This window comes from Actinomyces ruminicola, assembly GCF_900103885.1.
GTDB lineage: Bacteria > Actinomycetota > Actinomycetes > Actinomycetales > Actinomycetaceae > Actinomyces > Actinomyces ruminicola.
Window position 1 is genome coordinate 41,720 of sequence record NZ_FNIM01000016.1, and the last position, 23,482, is coordinate 65,201.

At 71.1% G+C, this 23,482-nt stretch carries 16 protein-coding genes, 1 tRNA gene and 1 pseudogene; 11 read left to right on the forward strand and 7 right to left on the reverse strand.

The features are described 5' to 3' along the window. Window positions 1-22 precede the first annotated feature (22 nt). A complete protein-coding gene (gene trpS, locus BLR49_RS10950; RefSeq protein ID WP_092537548.1) occupies window positions 23-1,177 on the reverse strand; it encodes a tryptophan--tRNA ligase in 1,155 nt (384 codons plus the stop codon). Window positions 1,178-1,664: 487 nt separating this feature from the next. Further along, window positions 1,665-4,022, reverse strand: coding sequence for a glycogen debranching protein GlgX (gene glgX, locus BLR49_RS10955; protein WP_092537550.1), 2,358 nt, complete (start codon window positions 4,020-4,022; stop codon window positions 1,665-1,667). 115 nt (window positions 4,023-4,137) lie between these two features. On the opposite strand from glgX, the gene BLR49_RS10960 reads away from it, so the two are divergent. The 5 genes from BLR49_RS10960 (at window position 4,138) to BLR49_RS10980 (ending at window position 8,215) form a co-directional block, all read left to right on the forward strand. Next, the gene (locus BLR49_RS10960; protein ID WP_092537552.1) at window positions 4,138-4,917 is read left to right on the forward strand and encodes an electron transfer flavoprotein subunit beta/FixA family protein; all 780 of its coding nucleotides are present in this window, start codon (window positions 4,138-4,140) and stop codon (window positions 4,915-4,917) included. Window positions 4,918-4,948: 31 nt separating this feature from the next. Further along, window positions 4,949-5,947 (forward strand): electron transfer flavoprotein subunit alpha/FixB family protein, encoded by a 999-nt coding sequence (locus BLR49_RS10965; protein ID WP_092537554.1) that lies wholly within the window; start codon window positions 4,949-4,951, stop codon window positions 5,945-5,947. A gap of 296 nt (window positions 5,948-6,243) precedes the next feature. Next, the gene (locus tag BLR49_RS10970; RefSeq protein ID WP_092537556.1) at window positions 6,244-6,639 is read left to right on the forward strand and encodes a GntR family transcriptional regulator; all 396 of its coding nucleotides are present in this window, start codon (window positions 6,244-6,246) and stop codon (window positions 6,637-6,639) included. Beyond that, on the forward strand, window positions 6,636-7,400 hold the full coding sequence (locus BLR49_RS10975; RefSeq protein ID WP_092537558.1) for an ABC transporter ATP-binding protein: 765 nt from the start codon (window positions 6,636-6,638) through the stop codon (window positions 7,398-7,400). Before BLR49_RS10970 ends, BLR49_RS10975 begins: the two co-directional genes overlap by 4 nt. Beyond that, window positions 7,400-8,215, forward strand: coding sequence for a hypothetical protein (locus BLR49_RS10980; protein ID WP_092537560.1), 816 nt, complete (start codon window positions 7,400-7,402; stop codon window positions 8,213-8,215). The genes BLR49_RS10975 and BLR49_RS10980 overlap by 1 nt, the downstream gene beginning before the upstream one ends. A 37-nt stretch (window positions 8,216-8,252) precedes the next feature. Here BLR49_RS10980 and mnmA read toward each other — a convergent pair whose 3' ends face one another. Both mnmA and BLR49_RS10990 read right to left on the reverse strand, forming a co-directional pair. Then, window positions 8,253-9,371: a tRNA 2-thiouridine(34) synthase MnmA gene (gene mnmA / locus BLR49_RS10985; RefSeq protein ID WP_092537562.1), complete on the reverse strand. Its 1,119-nt coding sequence runs from the start codon at window positions 9,369-9,371 to the stop codon at window positions 8,253-8,255. A 367-nt stretch (window positions 9,372-9,738) separates the two neighbouring features. Next, window positions 9,739-10,977 (reverse strand): cysteine desulfurase family protein, encoded by a 1,239-nt coding sequence (locus BLR49_RS10990; protein WP_092537564.1) that lies wholly within the window; start codon window positions 10,975-10,977, stop codon window positions 9,739-9,741. A gap of 50 nt (window positions 10,978-11,027) precedes the next feature. Here BLR49_RS10990 and nudC point away from each other — a divergent pair, with 50 nt between their 5' ends. Together nudC and BLR49_RS11000 are read left to right on the forward strand one after the other, a co-directional pair. Continuing rightward, complete coding sequence (nudC, locus tag BLR49_RS10995; RefSeq protein ID WP_092537566.1) at window positions 11,028-12,167, forward strand: NAD(+) diphosphatase; 1,140 nt, start codon at window positions 11,028-11,030, stop codon at window positions 12,165-12,167. An 82-nt stretch (window positions 12,168-12,249) separates the two neighbouring features. Further along, window positions 12,250-14,370 carry an ATP-dependent helicase gene (locus BLR49_RS11000; protein WP_092537568.1) on the forward strand — a complete coding sequence of 707 codons (2,121 nt, stop codon included), beginning with the start codon at window positions 12,250-12,252 and terminating at the stop codon, window positions 14,368-14,370. Here the strand turns inward: BLR49_RS11000 and BLR49_RS11005 are convergent. Together BLR49_RS11005 and BLR49_RS11010 are read right to left on the reverse strand one after the other, a co-directional pair. Next, entirely contained in the window at window positions 14,364-15,356 is a 993-nt protein-coding gene (locus tag BLR49_RS11005) for a thiamine biosynthesis protein ThiF (RefSeq protein ID WP_176765859.1), read from the reverse strand. The genes BLR49_RS11000 and BLR49_RS11005 overlap by 7 nt on opposite strands. Window positions 15,357-15,488: 132 nt before the next feature. After that, entirely contained in the window at window positions 15,489-16,757 is a 1,269-nt protein-coding gene (locus BLR49_RS11010) for a YlbL family protein (protein ID WP_245690627.1), read from the reverse strand. 184 nt (window positions 16,758-16,941) lie between these two features. On the opposite strand from BLR49_RS11010, the gene BLR49_RS11015 reads away from it, so the two are divergent. After that, window positions 16,942-18,468, forward strand: coding sequence for a zinc-dependent metalloprotease (locus BLR49_RS11015; protein ID WP_092537572.1), 1,527 nt, complete (start codon window positions 16,942-16,944; stop codon window positions 18,466-18,468). Between the two features lie 98 nt (window positions 18,469-18,566). On the opposite strand, the gene BLR49_RS11020 is transcribed toward BLR49_RS11015, so the two are convergent. Next, a complete protein-coding gene (locus BLR49_RS11020; protein WP_092537574.1) occupies window positions 18,567-19,175 on the reverse strand; it encodes a PPA1309 family protein in 609 nt (202 codons plus the stop codon). 231 nt (window positions 19,176-19,406) lie between these two features. Here BLR49_RS11020 and BLR49_RS11025 point away from each other — a divergent pair, with 231 nt between their 5' ends. The 3 genes and pseudogenes from BLR49_RS11025 to BLR49_RS13115 form a co-directional block, all read left to right on the forward strand. Then, window positions 19,407-22,781 (forward strand): UPF0182 family membrane protein, encoded by a 3,375-nt coding sequence (locus BLR49_RS11025; protein ID WP_245690628.1) that lies wholly within the window; start codon window positions 19,407-19,409, stop codon window positions 22,779-22,781. Between the two features lie 94 nt (window positions 22,782-22,875). Beyond that, window positions 22,876-22,952 (forward strand) — tRNA-Met (locus BLR49_RS11030). 285 nt (window positions 22,953-23,237) lie between these two features. After that, window positions 23,238-23,482, forward strand: a pseudogene (locus tag BLR49_RS13115) (IS481-like element ISAar28 family transposase); the annotation flags it as partial.

The window sequence follows — 23,482 nt, forward strand, 5'->3', positions numbered from 1 at the left end:
TGCGCGTGACCGCCTCGGCGTCTTAGTAGTTCATGTGCATGGCTGCGCGCACGGCGTCGAGAGTCTGCTCGGCGACCTCGTTGGCCTTGGCGTTGCCAGCGGCCAGGACCTTAAGCAGGTAGTCCTCGTTGGCGGCCAGCTCGGCGCGGCGGGCGCGGATGGGGGCGAAGAACTCGTTGACCGCCTCGGTGGTGATCCGCTTGAGCGTGCCGGCGCCGCCGTCGCCGATCTGCTCGGCCAGCGCCTGCGGCTCCCCTGCCCCGCACAGGGAGGCCAGTGTCAGCAGGTTGGCCACCTCCGGGCGGCCCTCGGGATCGTAGGTGATGTGCCGATCGGAGTCAGTCTTGGCCTTCTTGAGCAGCTTGGCGGTCTCGTCCGCGCTCATCCGCAGCTCGATGGTGTTCTGACGGGACTTGCTCATCTTCTCCCCGTCCAGGCCCAGCAGCAGCGGCGCCTGGGACAGCAGCGCCTCCGGGCGGCGGAAGACCGGGTGCTCCTTGACCGCACGGCCGTAGCGCTTGTCGAAGCGCTGGGCGATCATCCGGGCCTGCTCCAGGTGCGGCAGCTGATCCTTGCCCACCGGCACCAGGTTGGCCTGACAGAACAGGATGTCGGCGGCCTGGTGCACCGGATAGGTGAGCATGAGGCCGGTCATGGCTCGCCCATTGGTTGCCTCCAACTCGGCCTTGACCGTCGGGTTGCGGTGCAGCTCGGACTCGGTGACCAGGGACAGGAACGGCAGCATCAGCTGGTTGGCGGCCGGCACGGCCGAGTGGGCGAAGATCGTGGAGCGCTGCGGGTCCACGCCGACGGCGAGCGTATCCGCCATCAGTGACAGGACGCGCTCCCGGATCGGACCGACGCCGTCGCGGTCGGTGATGACCTGGTAATCGGCCACGAGGATCCAGGTGTCCACGCCGCGGTCCTGGATCGGCTGCCAGGAGTGCATGGTGCCGAAGTAGTGCCCCAAGTGCATGTTGCCGGTGGGACGCACACCCGTGAGCATCCGGTAGCGTCCGGGGTTCACGTCCAGGTCGGCCTCAATCTCGGCGCTGCGCGCCAGGGAGCGGGCCAGCGAGGCGGCGTCGGTGGACCGGGACAGGGCCTCGCCCGCGTCGGTGCCGTTGGCGGCATTGCTGGGGGAGGGGGAACCGGCGGTCACGTCGTGCTGCGTCATGGCGGCCATCCTAAGGGGCGGCGCCGGAATGACCGGAATCGTGGGCTCCAACGCCGAATCGTCAGCCCCTGTCGGACCCGGTATCCGCCTGGCCCCTGGCTGGGCCCCTCCCGCGGCGGACCGGGTGCACTGGTTCGCCTCGGGGACACGGGTTCTGCTCGAAGACACGAGTTTTGGAGGTGTGCATGGGTTATGCCCGTGCAGGTCGTCAGGAAGTCGTGTTGGTGGCGTGAACTCGTGTTCATGACGGCCCCGGGCACGCACACCCCCGGCCCTACCGGCGCCCGCCGCCCGTCCAACAGGGGCCGGGCACCACATCAACCGATCTGGGCACGTAACTACTACCGATCTCGGCACGTAACTTCTACCGATCTCGGCACGTGACTACTACCGATCTCGGCACGTTACTTCTACCGAACTCGGCGTTGTTGCGGGTCTCGCGGGAGAGGGGTGACAGGTGGAGCGGCCGCCGGTGCTTCCGGCCCGTCTATGCCTCGGCGAGCACTCCCAGATCCTCCTCGGGCAGACCTACCAGCTGCTCCCCGGACAGGTAGATGCGCAGGGACAGGGCATCAAGCGTGGTCGTGTCGCCGGGCCGGTCCTGCCGACAGTCGGTGGCGCCGGAACGAGAGGCGCGGGCTCGGGTGGGGTGGAGCGCGCGGGCCCGCGCCGCCGGCCCCCGGCTGACTCGGTGCGCCAGGGCGAAGGCCGAGGTGTGGGGGCGCGGCACCGCCCAGGTGGAGTCCCACATCAGGTGCCAGTCGGTGCCGTGCCCGCCGGGAAGGGTTACATCCTCCTGACTCAGCGAGCCGTTGATGACCAGCAGCAGGTCTTTGTCGCCCATGGGCGTGCCCGAGCGGAGCATCTGCACCACGCGGGTCCAGGGGTCGTGCCAGGCGGCGACGTCCATCGGATCGCCGTTGGCGCGGAACCAGGACAGGTCGGGAAGGGCGTCGCCGTTCGGAGTGGCGCCGCTGGCGAAGGCCATCGGTCGCAGCACCGGGTGCTCGTCGCGCAGGTTGATCAGGAAGTGCGTGGTGGCGATCAGATCGCGCTGCCAGGTGGTCAGATTCCAGTCGTACCAGGAGATCTCCGAGTCCTGACAGTAGGAGTTGTTGTTCCCGCCCTGGGTGCGTCCCATCTCATCCCCTCCCAGCAGCATGGGGGTGCCGGCGGAGACCAGCAGGGTGCCCAGCACATTGCGGGAGGAGCGGCGGCGCAGGATCTCGATGGGTCCGCCGCCCATGCCCTCCGGCAGCGGCCCCTCGAAGCCGTGGTTCCAGGAGCGGTTGTCGTCGGTGCCGTCGCGGTTGTCCTCGCCGTTGGCCAGGTTGTGCTTGTAGTCGTAGCAGACCAGATCGCGCAGGGTGAATCCGTCGTGGGCGGTGACGAAGTTGATCGAGGCCAGCGGCCCGCGCCCGCCCGGGTACTCGCCGTACCCGAACATGTCGGCGCTGCCGCTCAGGCGTGTGGCCAGGTCGCGCAGGTCGTTGCCGGGGCGCCCCTTGGACATCTCCGAGGCGTCGTGCAGCCAGAAGGAGCGCACCGTGCCGCGGTAGCGGTCGTTCCAGTCGTGGAAGGGCGCCGGGAACTCACCCGTGCGCCAGCCTCCCGGGCCGATGTCCCAGGGCTCGGCGATCAGCTTGGCGTTCTGCAGCACCGGGTCGGTGGCCATGGCGATCAGCAGCGGGTGTCGCGACTGGAACTCGGAGGCGTCCCGCCCCAGGGTGACCGCCAGGTCGAAGCGGAAGCCGTCGATGCCGACGTCGCCGGCCCAGTAGCGCAGCGAGTCCAGGACCAGCTGCACCGCTCGCGTCGAGCGGAAGTCCACCGTGTTGCCGGTGCCGGTGACGTCCACGTACTGGGCGGGGCGATGCGGGGCGTGCAGGTAGTACTCGAGGTTGTCCAGGCCCCGCAGTGACAGCGCGGGGCCGTCCATACCCGACTCGCAGGTGTGGTTGTAGACGACGTCCATGATGACTTCGAGGCCGGCTTCGTGCAGCAGCGAGACCATGCCGCGGAACTCGTCCAATACGGCCTGCGGGCCCGCCTCGCGGGCGGCTCGGGTCGCGTAGGACGGCTCGGGCGCGAAGTACGACAGGGTGGAGTAGCCCCAGTAGTTCGTCCGCTCGCGCTGCAGCAGGAAGGCCTCGGAGAAGGCGGCGTGGACGGGCAGCAGCTCCACCGTGGTCACGCCGAGCGAACTCAGGTGGGAGACGGCGGCCGGGTGCGCCAGGCCCGCGTAGGTGCCGCGCAGCTCCGGGGGGACGCCGGGCATGGAGTGGGTGAAGCCCTTGACGTGCGTCTCATAGATGACGGTGCGCTCCTCGGGCACCTTCGGCCCGGGGACCACGGGGAACTGCTCGCCGGTCACCACACCGAGGGCGGTGTGCCCGGCCGAGTCCAGCTCGGAGGGGATGAAGGGCACATAGGTGGGAGCCAGGTCGGCGTCGACGGCGTGGGCGTACAGCTCCGGGCCCAGGCGCGGGGTGCCGTCGACGGCGCGAGCATAGGGGTCGAGCAGTAGCTTGCGCGGGTTGAACAGCAGTCCCTCCGACGGGTTCCACTGACCGTGCACCCGGTAGGCGTAGCGCTGTCCGGCGCGCACTCCGGGCACGTGCGCACTCCAGGCGCCGCGGAAGGGGCCGTGCATGCCGATGCGTGCTTCGGAGCTGATCGCGCCGGTCGAGTCGGTCTCCAGCAGGCACAGGTCTACGGCCTCGGCGCGCGGTGCCACCACCACGAAGTCGGCACCGTCCTCGACGAGCGTGGCGCCGAGGCGAGTGCGGTCCGACGCGGCGGAGTCGGCACGGGCGGCGGGCTGCAGCTCTGGCGTGGAGGACATAGGCATAAGTCCTATTGTCAAGCAATCGGCCTCTTGATGCCACTTCGTCGGCGGCCAGGTGAGGGTGACTGAGCGCTCACCGGCGAGGGCGCCGCGATATGGCAATCTTGTGCGCATGAAAATAGTCGTCTGCATCAAGCACGTCCCGGACGTTCAGTCCGAGCGCCGTATGGAGGAGGGACACCTGGTCCGCGGTGAGGAGGACGTCCTCAACGAGCTCGACGAGAACGCCGTCGAGGCCGCCGTATCCCTGGTTGAGGACCTGGGTGGCGAGGTGATCGCCGTGTCCATGGGGCCCGAGGATGCCGAGGACGGAGTGCGCCGTGCCCTTCAGATGGGGGCGGACTCCGGCGTCGTCATCACCGACGACGCGCTGGCGGGTGCCGACGTGCCCACCACGGCTCGCACGCTGGCCGCCGCCGTGTCCAGGATCGGTGGCGCCGAGGCCGGGCCGGGCGATGTGGACCTGGTCATCACCGGCATGGCCTCCCTGGACGCCATGACCTCCATGCTCCCCGGCGCGCTCGCCGCCGCGCTGCACGTGCCCGCCCTGACGCTTGCGGGATCGCTGGAGGTGAATGCGGAGGAGGCGATCATCACCCGCTCGACCGGCACCGTCCGCGAGGTGCTGTCTGCGCCACTGCCGGCGCTGGTGTCCGTAACCGACCAGGCCAACGAGCCCCGCTACCCGAACTTCGCCGCCATGCGCGCCGCCCGGAAGAAGCCCCTGGACACCTGGGACCTGAACGACCTCGGCCTCTCCGCCGCCGAGGCGGGCATTGCCGTCGTCGACTTCACCGAGCGGCCTGCGCGTGAGGCCGGCATCATCCGCACCGATGCCGGCGAGGCCGGGCGCGATCTGGCCGCCTGGCTGGTCGAGAACGAGCTCGTGTGAGCGGATACGCCCGGAAGGAACGACGATAACCATGTCTGACAACATGCTCGATGCACCCGTCCTCGTGCTGGTCGACCGCGCCCCCGGCGGTGCCCCCACCAGCGCCGCCCTCGGCCTGGTCTCCATCGCCCGCGGACTGACCTCCGGCGACGTCGTCGCGCTCGTGGTCGGCGACGTCGACGCCGACACGATCGCGGCGCTGGCCGCCGTCGGCGCCTCCCGCCTGCTTACCGCCGACCTGGGCGGTCGCGAGACCGTGGCCGCGGTCGCCGCCGATGCCGTCGTCGCCGCGGTGAAGTCGGTGAGCCCCGCCGTCGCCCTGGTCGGCAGTGACTACCGCGGCAAGGAGATCGCCGGCCGGGCGGCGGTGCTGCTGGGTTCGGCCTGCGCCTCCGACGTCGGTGACCTGCGGGTGGTCGGCGGGGAGCTGCACGCCTCCAAGCTCGTGCTGTCCGGCACCTGGTCCACCACCATGACGGTTTCGGCGCAGGCGGACAGCACTCCGGTCATCTCTGTGCACCCCAGTGCGGCCGAGCCCGTGCCGCCAGCCACGGGTGCCGAGGAGCTGCCCGTCGAGGCCGTCGATGTGCCCCTGACCGCCGAGGCGGCCGCCGTCAAGGTCGTCTCCCGCGAGCTCGCCGACGCCGCCGCGGGCCCCGACCTGTCGGAGGCGCAGCGCGTCGTGGTGATGGGGCGCGGCACCGATGGCGACCTCGACCTGGTGCATTCGCTCGCCGATCCGCTTCAGGCCGCCATCGGCGCCACTCGTGTTGCCTGTGACGAGGGCTGGATCGAGCGCTCCGCCCAGGTGGGGCAGACCGGTGCCTCCATCGCTCCGCGCCTGTACATCGGGCTGGGCGTATCCGGCGCCGTGCACCACACCAGTGGCATCCAGGGCGCCGGCACGATCGTCGCCGTCTGCGACGACTCCGAGGCCCCTATCTTCGAGATGGCCGACTACGGCGTGGTCGGGGATGTGGCCGAGGTCGTCCCCCAACTGGTTGAGGAGTTGGAGCGCCTGCGCGGCTGAGCGCCACTCGCTGTCACCTGGACAGTTCGCCCCGTCCCGGTTCACCCCGGGGCGGGGCGCCTTCATGCGCCGAGATCGGTAGAAGTAACGTGCCGAAATCGGTTGATGTGGCGGAGTGTGTGTATTCCCGCGCAACCCGTGGTGGGCCTGGGGCTGGTCGGCGCGCCGGGGCGGAGCTTGTTGACTTCCGCAGGCTGCATGTGTCACTGTACTAGTGCAGTAATACAGATGGTCTTCCGGCCGCCTGTCCGCTGCGCTCATGAGCACACCCGCCCACCCACCAGAGGGGAGGTCTCGTGGACCTTGACGGCTCCCGGCCGATCTGGCTGCAGCTGGTCGACGACTTCCGTCTGCGAATCGTCACCGGCGCTTGGCCGATAGGCGCACGGATACCCAGCGTGCGCGAACTGGCCATGCAGTCCGGCGTCAACCCCAACACCGTCCAACGCGCACTGACCGAACTCGATCGCACCGGGCTCACCGGCGCCGAGCGGACTGCCGGCCGCTTCGTGACGGCGGACACCGCCGTCGTCGACGCCGTCCGCCGGGAGCTTGCCACCGGCGCCACCGACACCTTCATCGCCGCCCTCACCGCCGTCGGCATGGACCTGACGCAGGCCACGGCGCTCCTGCAGGAGCGCTGGATCGACTGCACCTCCGTGCCTCCGGCAGACAAAGGAGAAACCTCATGACTCGGCATCCATCGGCCCGGCCGACCCCCGCGGCGCGCTTCACCTCCGTCCCCATCCCGGACGGGGCTGAGCCGCTGATCCGAATCTCGCACCTGACCAAGGCCTACCGCGGACGCCCCGCCCTGGCGGACCTGACCCTGCACCTGCCCGCGGGCCGGATCGTCGGGCTCATGGGCTCCAACGGCTCGGGCAAGACCACCCTGCTGAAGATCCTGGCCGGACTGCTGTCCGAGTACGACGGCCGGGTACGCATAGGCGGGCATGCGCCCGGGCCGGAGTCGAAGGCGCTGGTCGCCTTCCTGCCCGACGCCGACTTCCTGGCCTCGGGGCTCAAGGCCGAGCAGGCCATCGCCATGTTCGCCCGGCTCTTCCCCGACTTCGACGCCGACCGGGCGCGCGAGCTCGTCGACTTCTTCGGCCTGCCGAAGGACCGTAGCCTGAAGGAGATGAGCAAGGGGATGGGGGAGAAACTGCGCGTCAGTCTGGTCATGGCCCGCCGCGCCCGCGTATACCTGCTGGACGAGCCCATCTCCGGGGTGGATCCGGCCGCGCGCGACGTGATCCTAAGCGGCGTTCTGCGCAACTTCGACCCCGAGGCGCTGATGGTCATCTCCACCCACCTGATCGCCGACGTGGAGCCGATCGTCGACTCCGTCGTCTTCCTCAAGGACGGACGCCTGCTGCTGGCGGGCGACGCCGATGACCTGCGCCAGGCTCACGGCATGAGCCTGGACGCCCTGTTTAGGAAGGAGTACCACTGATGCTGCGCACACTGCTGAATGAGGAGATCCGCTTTCTGGCGCCTATTCACCTGAAGATGCTCGGCATCTTCACGGTTTTCGGGCTGGTCTTCCTCGGAGTCACGTTCCTGGACCTGCCGGTTCTGAACGTCTTCGGAATGGTTGGCGCGGCAATCTCATTCATCCTGGCCATACCGGTGGTGCTCATCCACACTGCCTCTGAGTACTGGCAGTCCATGTACGGCTCGCGCGGCTACCTGACCCACGCGATCCCGGTGCGCGGGAGGCTGCTTTACGTCGCCAAGACCCTGTACGCCTTCGTGGCCGGTCTGGTGGCGGGATGCTTCACAGCGGTAGGCCTGCTGGTGACAGCCTGGGTGTCCGCGACGTCGCAAGGGCTGAGCGTAGGTGAGGTGCTCCAGCCCCTGCGTGAAATGCTGAACCTTGTGGGCACCGGCTGGGTGGTCGGATTCTTCGTTTACCTGATTGTGGAGCTCGCGTCCGTGATCGTGTGCGTGGCCGCGGTCATGAGCATCGGGGCGCAGGGGCGTTGGAACCACCTCGGCTTCGGGACGCCCGTGATCGGCTTCGTGGTGTTGTACCTGGTGGCGCAGGTCCTGTCGATGCTGCTGCTGCTGACCGTGCCGGTCAGTCTCGAACTCGCCTCCGGGAATGTCGTAAACGCGTGGATGCTGCCGGACTTCATTGAGGCGGTGCGCACGGACAGCGACCCAACCGTGCTGGGGCTGGGATTCATCGCCGTGTGGCCACTGCTGGCGGTGGTGCTCTGGGCATGGGGCGTGCGTGCGATCGAGCGCCACACCTCCCTGCGCTGAGGCGCACCGCATACTGCGGCCGGGCCGGGCGCTCGGCTCAGGCGACCGTAGCCTGGGCCAGCACCCGGTCGCCGTCGTTCCCGCCGTAGACGACGACGCTCTGCCCGGCGGCCAGGCCGCGCAGGGGCTGTCGCAGGACGGCGTGCAGCGTGGCGGCGGTGGTGTCGACGGTCACGTCCGCGGGCACCGGGCGGCCGTGGGCGCGCACCTGTACGGTCACGTCCTGCCAGCCGGCGCCGTCGGGAAGCGGATCGGGTGAGTCCAGCAGCACCAGGTCCTTGCCATCGACCACGGTGCGCTGCAGCAGTTCGGCGGGGCCGACGACGACCTCATTGGTGCTCGGGCGCGTCTCTATGACGTAGCGCGGGCGGCCATCGGCGGCGGGGCGGGTCAGCCCCAGTCCCTTGCGCTGGCCGACGGTGAAGCCGAAGTAGCCGCCGTGGGTGCCGAGCACCTCGCCGTCGGGGGAGACGAGGTTGCCCTCCTGGGTACCGAGGCTGCGCTGCAGGAAGCCGCGGGTGTCGCCGTCGGCGACGAAGCAGATGTCGTAGGAGTCGGGCTTGTCCGCCACCGGCAGGCCACGGCCCTCGGCCTCCGCCCGCACCGCCGCCTTGGAGGGGGCGTCCCCGAGCGGGAACAGGGCGCGGGACAGGCCCTCGCGCCCGGAGACGGCCAGCACGTAGGACTGGTCCTTGGCTGCATCAGCGGCCCGATGCAGCTCCAAGGTGTTCGCCTCACCTGGGCGGCCGTCACTGGCGCCGCCACGCAGGCGGGCGTAGTGGCCGGTGACTACGGCGTCGAAGCCCAGGGACAGGCCGCGCTCCAGCAGCACGTCGAACTTGACCCGCTCGTTGCAGCGCACGCACGGGTTGGGGGTGCGGCCGGCGCGGTACTCGGACAGGAAGTCGGCGACCACCCGGTCCTCGAACTCCTCGGACAGATCCCACACGTAGAAGGGGATGCCCAGGATCTCGGCGGCCCAGCGGGCGTCGCCGGCGTCCTCGATGGAGCAGCAGCCGCGGGCGCCGGAGCGTGTGGCGGCCCGGTTGCGGGTCAGCGCCATGTGCACGCCGACCACCTCGTGGCCGGCCTCGACGGCGCGCGCGGCGGCGACGGCGGAGTCGACTCCGCCGGACATGGTTGCCAGTACGCGCACGTGCGCTCCTTCCGCTTCGCTCTCCTTGGCGCCCGAGTGGGCGTAGGCAGCCTACCGCCGGGGCCTAGGCGCCGGATTGTTGGGCTGGACACTGGGCAACCGTGGGCATCAGTCTGCCCAGTCGGTTCCTATTGGCACTTACGGGTGGTTTCGGCCGGGTCGATGAGACGGGGGAGGCGGCAGGGCGTGGTCCGCGATGTTGCACTTGATGCAGACAACGTCCTGTTCCACATCTACCGATCTGGGCACGTAACTTCTACCGATCTCGGCGGTCATATCTACCGATCTGGGCACGTGACTTCTACCGATCTCGGCGAGGGGGACGGTGACGGTCTGCGGGCGGCCCGCTGCCAACCGCTGCCACCCGCTACGCGCGCAGCGTGCCGCGGCGCTGCCGCGCCCGGCGGGCGGTGCGCACGGCATCGGGCAGGGCCGCCAGCAGGCGCTCCACATCCGCGGCGCGCGTCTCCCTACCCATGGAGCAGCGCAGCGTCGCCCGCGCCGCCTCCTCCCCGTAACCCATCGCCAGCATGACGTGGCTCGGCCGGGAGACCCCCGCATGGCAGGCCGACCCGGCCGACACGTCGATGCCCGCCATGTCCAAGGCCATCAGCAGCGCCTCGGCGTCGGCGTCCTCCACCCACAGGTGGGCCGTGCCCGGCAGGTGCGCCGCCGAGTCGGGCAGGGTCGCGCGCACGCCCGCCAGCGCCGTCGCCCCCGCCAGGAGGTGCTTACGCAGCCCCTCCAGCCGGGCCGCCTCCGCCGCCTGCTCGAAGACAGCCAGCTCCACGGCCAGCGCCAGCGCCCGCGCCCCGACCACGTCCTGCGTGCCCGAGCGCAGCCCGCGCTCCTGACGTCCGCCCCCCATCGGCGCCACCAGCGTGAAGTCGCGCCGCGCAATCAGCGCGCCAACGCCCACCGGCGCCCCGAGCTTGTGCCCACTGAGCGACAGCGCATCCAGACCCCAGCCGTGAAAGTCCAGCGGCACCCGGCCCACCGCCGCCACCGCATCGGTGTGCACCGGCACGTACCCGTCCGCCCCCGGCCGCTCAGTCCCGGTCTCCGCGCGCACCGCCGCCACGATCCCGGCCAGGTCCTGCACCGCCCCGGTCTCGTTATTCGCCGCCATCACGCTCAGCAGGCAGGCCCCGCCCGCCAGCGCCGGCCCGAGGGCGGCGGCCTGAACCCGGCCCGCGCCGTCCACGGGCAACAGCGCGTGCTCGGCCCCCAGCTGCGCCGCCGCCGTGCGCGCACCGTCCAACACCGCCGGGTGCTCAACCGGGGAGGTAACTACCCGCGGACGCCCCACCCCGGCGGCACGGGCCGCCAGCACCCGCCCGGCCACGGCCAGCGCGTCGGCCTCCGTGCCGCCACCGGTGAAGATCACCTCGTGCGGGTCCACGCCCAGCGCCGCCGCCAGCCGGGAGCGCGCCTGCGCCAGCAGCGCCCCTGCCCGCCGCCCCGAGGCGTGCTGCGCCGCCGGATTCGCCCACCCGCCCAGACCCTCGGCCAGATCTCCGGCGACCTGCGCGGCCACCTCCGCCCGCACGGGCGTGGTGGCGGCGTGGTCGAGGTAGACGCGCGCGGCAGCAGTCCCGGAAATCATGGCGGCAGCGTATCCGCCCCGGCCCAGCCGACCGCGCCTAGGCTGCCCTCATGTCCTCCACACCGCCGTCCGACCCCGCAGAGGCGACCCCCGCCAATACCACGCCGACCGCCCGCTCCCTGTCGCGCACCACCACCGACCGTGACGCCGAGCGCCGGAGCCGGCCCGACCTGATCGCCACCCTCACCGCCGACCCCGCCACGCGCCTGCTGCTGGTGGACGCCCGCGGCCGCATCGCCCTGGACGCCCCGGCCACTGCCGCGGACCTGCCCGACGACGGGCTGGCCCCCGCCACCCCGCACGACCGCGACGCCGCCGTCTGGCGCCCCGGCCGCGCCGATGCCGCTGATGCCCCCGCTGCCGCCCGCCCCCGGCTCGCACCCCTGACCGCCGCCGACCTCGACGCCACCGGCCTGACCCGCTTCTACCTGGGCCGCGAACAGGGCAACGGCATCGGCGACGCCGCCGGGGCGTCCTGGCTGGCCGTCGTCGTCCCCGCCGACGACCTCGCCGCACCCACCGATGCCGAGGGCGCCGGCCACCCCCACCCCTCCCTCAGCGCGGCCCTGGAGCGCTACCCGCTGTCCGCCCTGCGGGCGGTCGGCGCCGATCTGGACGCCCACGACGCCGGCCTGGCCACCCCCGCCAGCGCCCTGGCCGCCTGGCACGCCCGCTCCGGCTTCTGCCCCCTGTGCGGCGGCCGCACCCAGATCACGCAGGCCGGCTGGGCCCGCCGCTGCACCAGCTGCGACGCCCTGAGCTTCCCGCGCACCGACCCGGCCGTCATCATGGCCGTCACCGACGACGCCGACCGCATCGTCCTGGTTCACGGCGCCTCCTGGGACCAGCACCGCTATTCCACCGTCGCCGGCTTCGTGGAGGCGGGAGAGTCCGCAGAGGCCGCCGTAGTCCGCGAGGTGGCAGAGGAGACCGGGTTGAAGGTGGCCAGCGTTGAGTTCGTCGCCAGCCAGCCCTGGCCCTTCCCCCGCTCCCTCATGCTCGGCTACCGCGCCCGCCTGGCACCCGGAGAGCACCTGGCCCGCCCCGACGGCAACGAGGTCACCGACGCCGTCGTCCTCAGCCGCGCCGAACTCGCCGCGGCCATCGCCGCCGGCACCGTCGCCCTGCCCGGCCCCACCTCCATCGCCCGGATGCTGATCGAGGACTGGTACGGCGGCCCCATCGGCTGACGGCCCACTCATGCGGCTTGGGGCGGCCGGTGCGCACGGCCCCGGTCAATCGTGTCGGATGGACGTGGCAGGCTGGACGCTGATGAACGACCACGCCCCGGCACCCGACGCCCCGCGCCCCGCGGGCACGCCCGGCACTCTGCCCAGCCCCGCCCAGCTGCTCGACGCCCTCGACCCCGACCAGCGGCAGGTGGCCGAGCACCTCGAGGGGGCCCTGTGCGTGCTGGCCGGCGCCGGCACCGGCAAGACCCGGGCGATCACCTACCGGATCGCTCACGGGGTGGCGGTGGGCGCCTACCAGCCCACCCAGGTCCTCGCCGTCACCTTCACCGCCCGCGCCGCCGGGGAGATGCGCTCGCGCCTGACCGACCTGGGGGTGCACGGCGCCCAGGCCCGCACCTTCCACTCCGCCGCCCTGCGGCAGCTGACCTACTTCTGGCCCACCGCCATCGGCGGGCGCCGCCACGAGATCGAGCGGCACAAGGGCCGCCTGGTGGGCACCGCCGCCCACCGCCTGGGCCTGGCCACCGACCGCGCCCTGATTCGCGACCTGGCCGCCGAGGTCGAATGGGCCAAGGTCACCATGACCCTGCCGGAGGACTACGCCCAGGCCGCCGCCGCCCAAGGACGCGTCGGCGTCGGTGACCTCGACCCGGCCACCGTCGCCCGGCTGCTGGCCGTCTACGAGGAGGTCAAGGCGGAGCGCGGCGTGATCGACTTCGAGGACGTGCTGCTGCTCATGGTCGGCATCCTCAAGGACCGCGAGGACATCGCCGCCCAGATCCGCGGGCAGTACAAGCACTTCGTGGTCGACGAGTACCAGGACGTCTCCCCGCTCCAGCAGCGGCTGCTGGACCTGTGGCTCGGGCGGCGCCGCCAGCTGTGCGTGGTCGGCGACGTCTCCCAGACCATCTACTCCTTCACCGGCGCCACCCCCGAATACCTCACCGGCTTCGCCTCCCGCTACGACGGCGCCCGCACCGTGCGGCTGAGCCGCGACTACCGCTCCACCCCGCAGGTGGTGTCGCTGGCCAACCGGGTGCTGTCGCGCTCGCGGCGCGGCGCCGGCGCCCCGGCCCTGCCCGCCGGGGCGGTGCAGCTGCATGCGCAGCGGCCCTCCGGCCCGGCCGTGCGCTTCGAGGCCTACGACGACGACGCCGCCGAGGCCGTCGGTGTGGTGGCCCAGGTGCAGCGGCTGCAGGCGGCGGGGGTGCCGCTGTCGGAGATCGCCGTCCTGTACCGCACCAACTCCCAGTCCGAGGTGATCGAGCAGGCGCTGGCCGACGCCGGCATCGGCTACCTCGTGCGCGGCGGCGAGCGCTTCTTCGAACGCGAGGAGGTCAAGCGCGCCATGGTGCTGCTGCGGGCCGCCGCCCGCGCCGAGCGCGCCCAGCTGACCGGTGACCCCGGCGCGGACGCCCGCATGGTGCTGGCCAGGGAGGGCTGGAGCGAGCACCCGCCCGCCGCCCGCGGCGCCATGCGCGAGCGCTGGGACTCCGTGAACGCGATCGTGGAGCTGGCCGACCAGCTCGGCGAGCGCCGCGGCACCGACCTGGAGGGGCTGGTGGCCGAACTGACCGCCCGCGCGGACGCGCAGAACGCCCCCACCGTCGACGGCGTCACCCTGTCCTCCCTGCACGCCGCCAAGGGCCTGGAATGGGATGCGGTGCTGCTGATCGGTGCCTGCGAGGGCCTGCTGCCGATCTCCCTGGCGGAGGGCCCCGCCGCGATCGAGGAGGAACGGCGTCTGCTGTATGTGGGCGTCACCCGCGCCCGCGAGCACCTGGTCATCTCCTATGCGCGTGCCCGCAACCCCGGCGGCCGCGCCGCCCGCAAGCCCTCCCGCTTCCTGGACGGCATCTGGCCCACCGACGCCGATGCCCCCGCGCGGCGCCGCGCCGGCTCCGGCAGTGGGGCGCGGGCGCGCGCCAAGCAGGCGGCCGCCGACTTCGAGGCCGAGAACGACCCGGCGACGGTGGCCCTGTTCGAGCAGCTGCGCGCCTGGCGGGCGCAGATCGCCAGGGAGGGGTCGAAGCCCGCCTACACCGTGTTCGCCGATGCCACCCTGCGCTCGATCGCCATCGTCAAACCGACCGTGCTGCCCCAGCTGTCCCTGATCCGGGGAGTCGGCGCCGTCAAGCTCAGGGATTACGGGGCCGACGTGCTGCGGATCGTGCGCGAGTTCAGTTCCGGGGATCAGTGATAGCGGCACGCCTCCGCGTCCGCGGTCTCCGTTGTCTCCTTGCCCGCTTGCCGTGGCCGGTCGCCTGGGCTATCCGGCGCAGTCAGCCGCTGGCACAGGCACTCGGGATGAGAGCGCCAGCGGCGCTCAACGCCGATGGGGTCGGGAGCCGACAGCTCCACGCTGCGCCCCTCCCACAGGTGCCCGCGGCCGGTGAGGACGTCGGTAATGGCTCGCGCCGCCAGCCCCGCCGCCTGATGCAGCAGCAGCCGCTCCACCACCGGAGCCGCCAGCAGCCGCAACTGGGTGGCCAGGGCCGGCCAGCAGGGGTCCGCATCCCGCTCCCACAGGTCCAGGCAGGTGGTGCACACCGGCGACTTCCCGGTCACCAGCGGACCCACCCGCACGCTCACCTCCCGCACCACCACCGGCAGGTGCGTGATGCCGGACCGTGCCAGGTCACGCGCACGCACCGGGTCTATGACGTGTCCGTCGAGGGTTACGGCCACGTTCGGGTACCGCCCCAGCGGCGCCCGGGTGCGCACCTGGGGGGACAGCGTCTGGGCCCACTCGGCCAGGGTGTCGTCGTCGGGCAGCAGCGTGACGACGCCAGCCTCCACCAGCAGGCAGATGATGTCGCGGGCCAATTCTCCGCCGCCCAGGACGGCGACGCTGCTCGCCCGCAGCAGCGCGGCGCGCTCCTCCGGGTCCGTGGCCAGGCGATGCCAGTAGACCGAGTCGGCGTTGTCCGGCGGCTCGGGGGAGGAGTCGATGAGGTCGGCGTCCGCCAGGCCGCGGATGATCTCGCGTGCCCGCTCCAGCGGCACCCGGCTCCAGCGCGCGGCGCGGTAGATGCTGCTGGGGCGGATCTCCTCGGGCAGCCGGTCCAGCAGCGACTGCTCGCCACTGGTCAGACCCGAAAGAATGAGCGCATGTCCCGGCTCCGCCCCGATCTGACTCTCCCCGGGCGCGCGCCACAGGACGGGGGACTGGCCGCGGATGCGCATGACTGCTCCTGTCTGTCGCCGCTCGCGCTCCGGACGGGAGCGCCGCGGCCAGCATGGCACCGCGCTCGGCGGGCCGCCAGAGTCAATCGGCGGCCTGTGGAAAACCCGTCACGGGTGTCCGGGCCGCCGGGCTCAGTCGGCGTCGAGCACCGCCTCACAGGTCATCAGGTTGGCGGTGTCGTCGGCGGCGATGGCCTCAACCGTCTGGACCGCCTCGTGCAGCGTGGAGACCGCGTACACCTCCAGTCCGTCGGGAACATTGCCCACCACCTCCTGGCAGTTGGCGCTCGGGGCGAGGAAGTAGTCTGAGCCGTCCTGCTGCGCTCCGGCCATCTTCTGCTTGATCCCGCCGATTGCGCCGACGCTGCCGTCGATGGAGATGGTGCCGGTGCCCGCGATGTCCTTGCCCCCGGTCAGATCGCCGGGGGTGATCTCGTCGATGATCCCCAGGGCGAAGATGGTGCCCGCGCTCGGACCACCCACGTCGGACAGTTCGAAGGAGGCGTCGATGTCGGAGTCGGCCTGGGCCGACAGGCTCAGACCCAGCAGCGACCCCGTGGAGTCCGGCTGCCCGTCCCCGTCGGCGTCGCGCGGGGTGATGGTCGTCAGCTCCACGTCGACGGCGGTGCCGTTCCGGTCCACTCGCAGCGTCAGCGGCGTCGCCGGAGGTATCGTCGCCAATAGCTCGCGCAGCTGGGGGTAGGAGGTGATGGGGGCCGTGCCGCCGTCGGCGGTGGTGATGGATTCCAGCACGTCACCGACCTCGACGCCGATCCCCGCCTGCTCGTCCGCGGTCCCCTCGATGGTGAGGATCATGCGGGTGGCTGCGCCCGTCTCCATCAGTGCGGCGACGACGGCGGCGTCCTGGGAACTGGTCATCTGCGCCTGGTTGGCCTCCTCGACCTGCTCGGCCGTCAGCGATTCCGGGCACACCTGATCCCGGTCGAGGATCGTCTTGTCGCTGCTGAGCCAGGCGTCCACGAGCATGAAGAAGGTGACGGGATAGCCGGGGCAGCCCGAGACGGACACGGTGGTCATGCGCAGGGCGCCCGTCGTCTCATAGGTCTGCGTGCCGGTGACGGTCAGCAGGTCCTGGTCCGCGCCGTCCTCGGCGTCGGCCAGCACATTCCAGGTCGGGCCCGGGGCCTGGATGACCTTGTTGAGGGGCACCGTGGCGCCTGCGATCACCAGCGCCACTACCAGTGCCAGGCCGACCAGCAGCCAGGCCCGGCGCCGGCCGCGGAACAGGCGCCGCGGGGAGTCCGGGCCGGTCTCGTCCTCGGCCGGAGCGGAGTCCGGTGGGGCGGGCTCCGAGGTGATGCGCGCGCCGTTCGGGGCAGCGTCCAGAGGGGCGTCGGCGGGTGAGCCGGTACCGGGGGCGTCGGAAGGGCTTGGTGTCACGGGGACATCATGACGTGTATTCCTGGGAACAGTGCGGCCGCCCTCTGTCCGCAGGCTGGTTGGGGAGCCTGGGCGGCATGGCCTGCTCCTAGGATTGGATGACATGATCTAGGTGTTTTCACCAGGCGGCCGCCCGACGGCCCGGTCGGCGCCGCAGGTGCGTCGGACCCACCGAGAGGAACCCATGAGCGAGGACCCCTTCGACGAGATCGAGCAGATGCTCTCCGCCATGTTCGGCCCCCAAATGGCCGCGGACGCGGTGGGCGCGCTACGTGCCTCCGGTGTCGATCCGGAGCAGCTCGCCCGCATGAGCGGCATGGGAGACCTGTCCCGTCTGTCCCCGGCCCAACTGGGCGGACTGCAGGCGCAGATGCAGCAGCTGTTCGCCGGCGCGGGCAGCGGCACCGTCAACTGGAAGATGGGACAGGACCTGGCTCAGCGCACCGTCCGCGGCGCCGGCGACCCGGTGATCACCGCGGCGGACGCGGAGCAGACCCGCAACGCCCTGGCCGTGGCGGACCTGTGGCTTGACGCCGCCACCGACTTCATGCCCGCCCCGGGGCCGCGGGAGGCCTGGACACGCTCACAGTGGGTAGAGCGCACCCTGCCGGTGTGGAAGGACGTGTGCGCCCCCGTCGCCGACGCGGCCACCTCCGCACTGGCGGACGCCCTGGAGCACCAGCTAGGCAGGCTGCCGGAGTCGGAGCCCGCAGCCGCTCAAATGGGGGCGCTGGGCAGACTCATGCGCTCTATGGCCGGCACCGCCTTCGGCCTGCAGCTCGGGCAGGCCATCGGCGAGCTCGGGCGGGAGGCGGTCGCCGCCACCGACGTCGGTCTGCCCCTGACCCGCGAGCCCGGAACCGCCCTGGTGCCCACCAATGTGACGGCCTTCGCCACCGAGTTGGAGGCCGATGCGGAGCAGGTCCGGCTCTTCCTGGCGGTACGGGAGGCGGCCGCCGCCCGCCTGTACGCGCACGTGCCGTGGCTGCGCGGGCAGCTGCTGGCCGCGGTCGAGGCCTACGCGCGCGGCATCGTCATCGACGTCGACGCCGTCGAGCAGGCGGTCGCCCAGGTCGACCCCAACGATCCCGAGGCGATCCGGCGGGCGCTGGAGTCGGGCATGTTCGCCCCGCAGGAGACGGCCGCCCAGAAGGAGGCCCTGGAGCACCTGGAGACGCTGCTCGCGCTCGTGGAGGGCTGGGTCGAGGTCGTCTCCGCCCGCGCGCTGGCGCCGCACCTTCCGCTCGCCGTCGCCCTTCGCGAGATGGTGCGGCGCCGCCGCATCCAGGGCGGGCCTGCCGAGCAGGTCTTCGCCCGCCTGATCGGGCTGGAGTTCCGGCCTCGCCGTGTGCGCGAGGCCGCCCGGCTGTGGGAGAAGCTGGGCGCGGAGCTCGGGGATGCCGAGCGCGACGCCTTCTGGCGCCACCCCGATGTCGTCCCGACGGCGGCCGAGCTGGCCAACCCGGACGACTTCCTGACCATGCGCCGCGCCGCCCAGGACCTTGACGCGGAGATGGACGCCGACCTCGCCTCTCTGCTGGACGGCACCCTCGGCTACGCCGACGGCGCCAAGGACGCCGACACCGGCGCCACCCCCGCGAGCGAGCCGGGGGACGAGCCCGGAGACGAGCCGGGGGACGAGCCCGGAGACGAGCCCGGAGACGAGCCCGGGAGCGGTGGGAGCGAGCCTGGGAGTGATCCGGGCAACTGATACTCGCCGAGATCGGTAGAAACAACCATCGAGATCGGTAGAAGTTGCGTGCCGAGATCGGTCGATACGGTGCCGGCCCGGTTGCGGATGCCAAGCAGCTACTGCAGGGTGCGCCGTAGCGCCTCCACCAGGCCGGGAACCAGCTCGGCTCCTCCGGCGACTTCGCTCGCCGAGTCGTGCGAGCGGGTGCGCAGGGCGCACCATGACTCCCCGGAGCGGAGCACGCCTGCGACGATCCGTACGTCGTCCCGGTCCGGCCGGGCCAGCAGGTAGGCGGAGCGCTCCTGAGGATCCGTGATCGCGGCCGCCTCCTGCTCCGCCTCGGTGGGAAGCAGCGTCCGCTCCGTGACCACGGCCGTGCCGTCGACCTCGTCGGGCCAGGTGATCCCCGCCAGCAGCTCCTCCAGGCTGTCAACCGGTGGCAGATCCCCCTGCTCGATGGCGCACAGGGCCTCGGGGTCGGTACGCGCCTCGGCGAGTGCGGCGTCGTCGAGCATCCGCGCCAGGGCGGGATCCTCCTGCAGGGCGGCGGCGGTACGCACCAGCGCGAAGACCCCCACGGGGGCGTCCCAGCCGGCTCGCGCGGCGTGCTCCTCCAGCTGGGCGACGACGCGCATGAGCGCCGCCCGCCGGGGCGTGGCGGGGCCGGACGGGGGAGCGCCCGCACCAGGGCCTCCGGTCGTGTGGTGGCTTGGTTCCTCGGTCATGAGCGCATCATGCCAGCGGAGTGGGAGGCAACGACGGCGGCGGGCCCGCCACGCGGGCCGCGCAGGCTAATCGTGGGGGCTGAGCCATCCCACAGCGACACCTAAGAGCGGGCTGAGTTTTGTGAGCCTGACGTGACCTGTGCGACGATTGGCACGGTGGCGCCACCGGCGCCGGCCGCTGTGCGCCGAGCGCGCACGCATCCATAACACGGAACGACACGGAGCGTGAGCGTGAGCACCAGGCCCGACGACGATCCCATCGACAAGCCCGACGACGAGACCGGTTCCGCTGGGTCCTCAGAGACGGAGAGCCGAGACGACCGCGTGCGCGGCGGCTTCTTCCAGGCGGACGGCCCGGAGACCTCACCTGGTCATGCCCACAGCAATACGGCCGACGGCGCGGCACGGGGCGAGGACGACCATGACGCGGAGGAGACTGAGCCGGAGGAGTCCGGGTTCTTCGCGGCATCCGCATTCGACCCCTCCGCCCTGTTCGGCCGGGGCGCCCCCCGGCGAGCCGGCGCATCAGCCGGTCCGGGTCGTCGCCAGCGGCCCGGTGGCGGCTCCGGGTCGATCCATCCGCCCACTCGCCGGAGCGATGGGGACGGTCGCCGCCGCCCGGGGCCGTTGGGACTGACCATCGGCATTCTTGCCCTGCTGGCCATCATCATCGTGTTCCTGTCTCGCACCTGGACGGAGGTGCTCTGGTTCAACCAGCTCGGCTTCTCGCGGGTGATCTGGACTCAGTGGATCGCGGCCGGCGGGATGTTCGTGGTCGGATTCCTAATCATGTTCGCCGCCGTCTTCGCGGCCATTCGCCTCGCCTACCGGGCCCGTGAGATCGGCATGCCTCAGGATGAGGCGGCCCGCAACCTCGAGGCCTATCGCTCTGCGGTCGAGCCCATGCAGCGGCAGCTGACTTGGATCGTGCCCGCGGTGCTGGCGCTGATGAGCTCGGCCTGGGACGTCGCCCCCCGCTGGCGGGAGGTCCTGCTCGCGGTCAACTCCCAGTCCTTCGGCACGACGGATCCGCAGTTCGGCCTGGACGTGTCCTTCTACGTGTTCATACTGCCGGTGCTGGAGCTGGTGGTTTCCTACCTGACGCGGGTGGTCGTGTTCGCGGGTATCTGCAGCGTCGTCGTCCACTACCTGTACGGCGGCATCTCCGTGGCCCGCAGTCCCCACTTCACCCGGGCGGCGCGCGTACACCTGACGGTCTTCCTGGCTCTGTTCGCCCTGCTGCGGGGCGGGTCCTACTGGTTGGGGCGCTACGCCTCCCTGTACGCATCCAACACACGATTCGACGGCGCCGGTTACACCGATGTCAACGCCTCCCTCCCGGCCAGCGCGATTCTGGCGGCCATCAGCGTGGTGGTGGCACTGCTGTTCCTGTTCTCCATCCGCTCAAGCTCATGGAGGCTGCCCATCACCGGTGTTGCCGTGATGATCGTGTCGGCGCTGTTGATCGGCACCGCCTACCCGGCGGTGATCCAGAACTTCGTGGTCAACCCCAACGCCCAGCGTGAAGAGGCCCCGTATATCGATCGCAATATCCGAGCCACCCTGACCGCCTACGGCCTGGACGACGTCGAAATCACCGACTACGACGCCAAGACGACTGCGGAGGCCGGCCAGCTGCTGGAGGACGCGGAGTCCACCACCTCCATCCGCCTGCTCGACCCGAACCTGGTGTCCCCGACCTTCCGCCAGCTGCAGCAGAACAAGCAGTACTACTCCTTCGCCTCCTCGCTCAATGTGGATCGCTACAACATTGACGGTGCCAGCCGGGACACGGTCATCGCCGTGCGCGAGCTCAACTTCGATGGCCTCGACGCGGGCCAGCGCACCTGGATCAACGAGCACACCGTCTACACGCACGGCTACGGCGTGGTGACCGCCTACGGCAACACCGTCGCCTCCGGCGGCTACCCCTCGTTCTGGGAGGGCGGCATCCCCTCCGTCGGCGACCTGGGGGAGTACGAGCCGCGCATCTACTTCGGCCAGGCCTCGCCGTCGTACTCGATCGTGGGCGGCGACGACGGCGGCAACCCGCGCGAGCTCGACTACCCGGACGACTCCGCCCCATCCGGGCAGGTGAACACCACCTTCACGGGTGACGGCGGGCCCGACGTGTCCAACCCCTGGAACCGGCTGCTGTACGCCGTGCGCTTCCAGGAGATGAACATCCTGTTCTCCCAGGAGGTGCGCAGCGGTTCGCAGATCCTGTACAACCGCAACCCCGCCGACCGGGTGGCGCAGGTGGCGCCGTGGCTCACCCTCGACGGCAGCCCCTACCCGGCGGTCGTGGACGACGATGGTGACGAGTCCACCCCTAAGCGGGTCGTGTGGATTCTCGACGGCTACACCACCACCAACAACTACCCCTACTCCCAGCACGAGTCCCTCGAGGACACCATGAGCGACGCGACCTCCGGCTCCGCGCTGCTCGGCGCCCCGGAGGAATCGAACTACGTGCGCAACTCGGTCAAGGCCGTAGTCGACGCCTACGACGGCTCCGTGACCCTGTACGAGTGGGACGAGAACGATCCGATCCTCGCCGCCTGGAAGGCGGTCTTCCCCGGCTCGGTCACCCCCATGAGCGAGATGAGCACCGACCTGATGGCGCACATGCGCTACCCGGAGGACCTGTTCAAGGTGCAGCGCACCGTGCTGGCCAAATACCACGTCACCGACCCGGAGGACTTCTACTCCGGCGGCGACTTCTGGAAGGTGCCGGACGACCCGACCAAGTCCGGTGACGAGGCGCAGGCCCCCTACTACCTGACGCTGAAGATGCCCGACCAGGACGAGGCGACCTTCTCCCTGTCCAGCGTCTACATCATCGGCGGTAACACGGACCGCAACGTGCTCACCGGCTTCCTCGCCGTCGACTCCGAGACGGCCGGGGGCGAGGACGGCGGCCGCAACCCCGACTACGGCAAGCTGAGGCTGCTGGAGCTGCCGCGCTCGTCGAATGTGTCCGGGCCCGGGCAGGTGCAGAACAACTTCAACTCCAACGCCACGGTCTCCCAGGTGCTGAACCTGCTCTCCCAGCAGGGCTCGGAGGTCATCCGGGGGAACCTGCTGACCCTGCCGGTGGGCGGCGGACTGCTGTACGTCCAGCCGGTCTACGTGCAGGCCTCCTCCGGTACGCAGTATCCGCTGCTGCGGGAGGTGCTGGTCTCCTTCGGTGACAAGGTCGGCTTCGCCGACACGCTCTCCGAGGCGCTGGACCAGGTCTTCGGCGGTGACTCGGGCGCCACCACGGGGGAGGAGGCCGTCGACGGCGACGCCGCAGCGGCCAATGACACCTCGACCGAGGCCGACGACGCCGACCAGACCGCCCCCACCACCGCGGCGACGCCGGAGGCCACTGCTGCGGCCACGCCAGAGGCGACGGCAGAGGCAACCACCAGCGCCACCAGTTCCGGGGACCCGGCCGCCGATCTGGAGACCGCGCTGTCCGACGCGCAGACCGCGATGAGCGACGCCGAGCAGGCGATGCAGGACGGCGACTGGTCCGCCTACGGCGACGCCCAGGACCGCCTGACCGACGCCCTGAACCGGGCGATCGCCGCCCAGCAGCAGCTCGACGCCCAGGGCTGAGCAATGGGCTGGTAGCGGAAGCGTCGTGGTGAGGAAGGGCACGTCGCCCGAGTTTGCGATCCCGCCGGGAGGCGGACTAAAGTACCAACCACGACGCGGGGTGGAGCAGTTCGGTAGCTCGCCGGGCTCATAACCCGGAGGTCGCAGGTTCGAATCCTGCCCCCGCTACCACCGGCCGCCCGGTTCCAAGGATAAGCCCTCGGAACCGGGCGGCTTCGTCATGCTTAACAGGATGCACGTATCGGGGTTATCGGCGCGAATGTGTGTGCGGTTCGGGCATGTGTCGGGTTTACCCGCCGCCGACTTCCTCAGTTTGGACCGCTGCCCCCGGTTTGGACCGCCGTTGTGTGCCGCGTGGGCGGTGTTATGTCTCAGGACATCGGTGACAGTTCTGCCTCAGGACATCGGTGACAGTTCTGGGGTGTTTGGTGGTGACACTTCGGGTCGGATTGGGGCATGAGCTCAACGAACCGTCGTGTTGATCCGCGTGTGCGTCTGGCGATCGTCCGGTGGCCGGATGACGCCCCGCGCGGGGCGGTGACCACCTTCTGCGCCGAGCAGTCCATCTCCCGTAAGACCTTCTATGCGATCCGCGCCCGCGCTCGTACCGAGGGCGAGGCCGCGGCTCTTGAGCCTGGCTCCACCAGGCCGCGTAGGAGTCCGTCGGCTATCAGTGCTGATCAGCGCACCCAGGCGCTGCG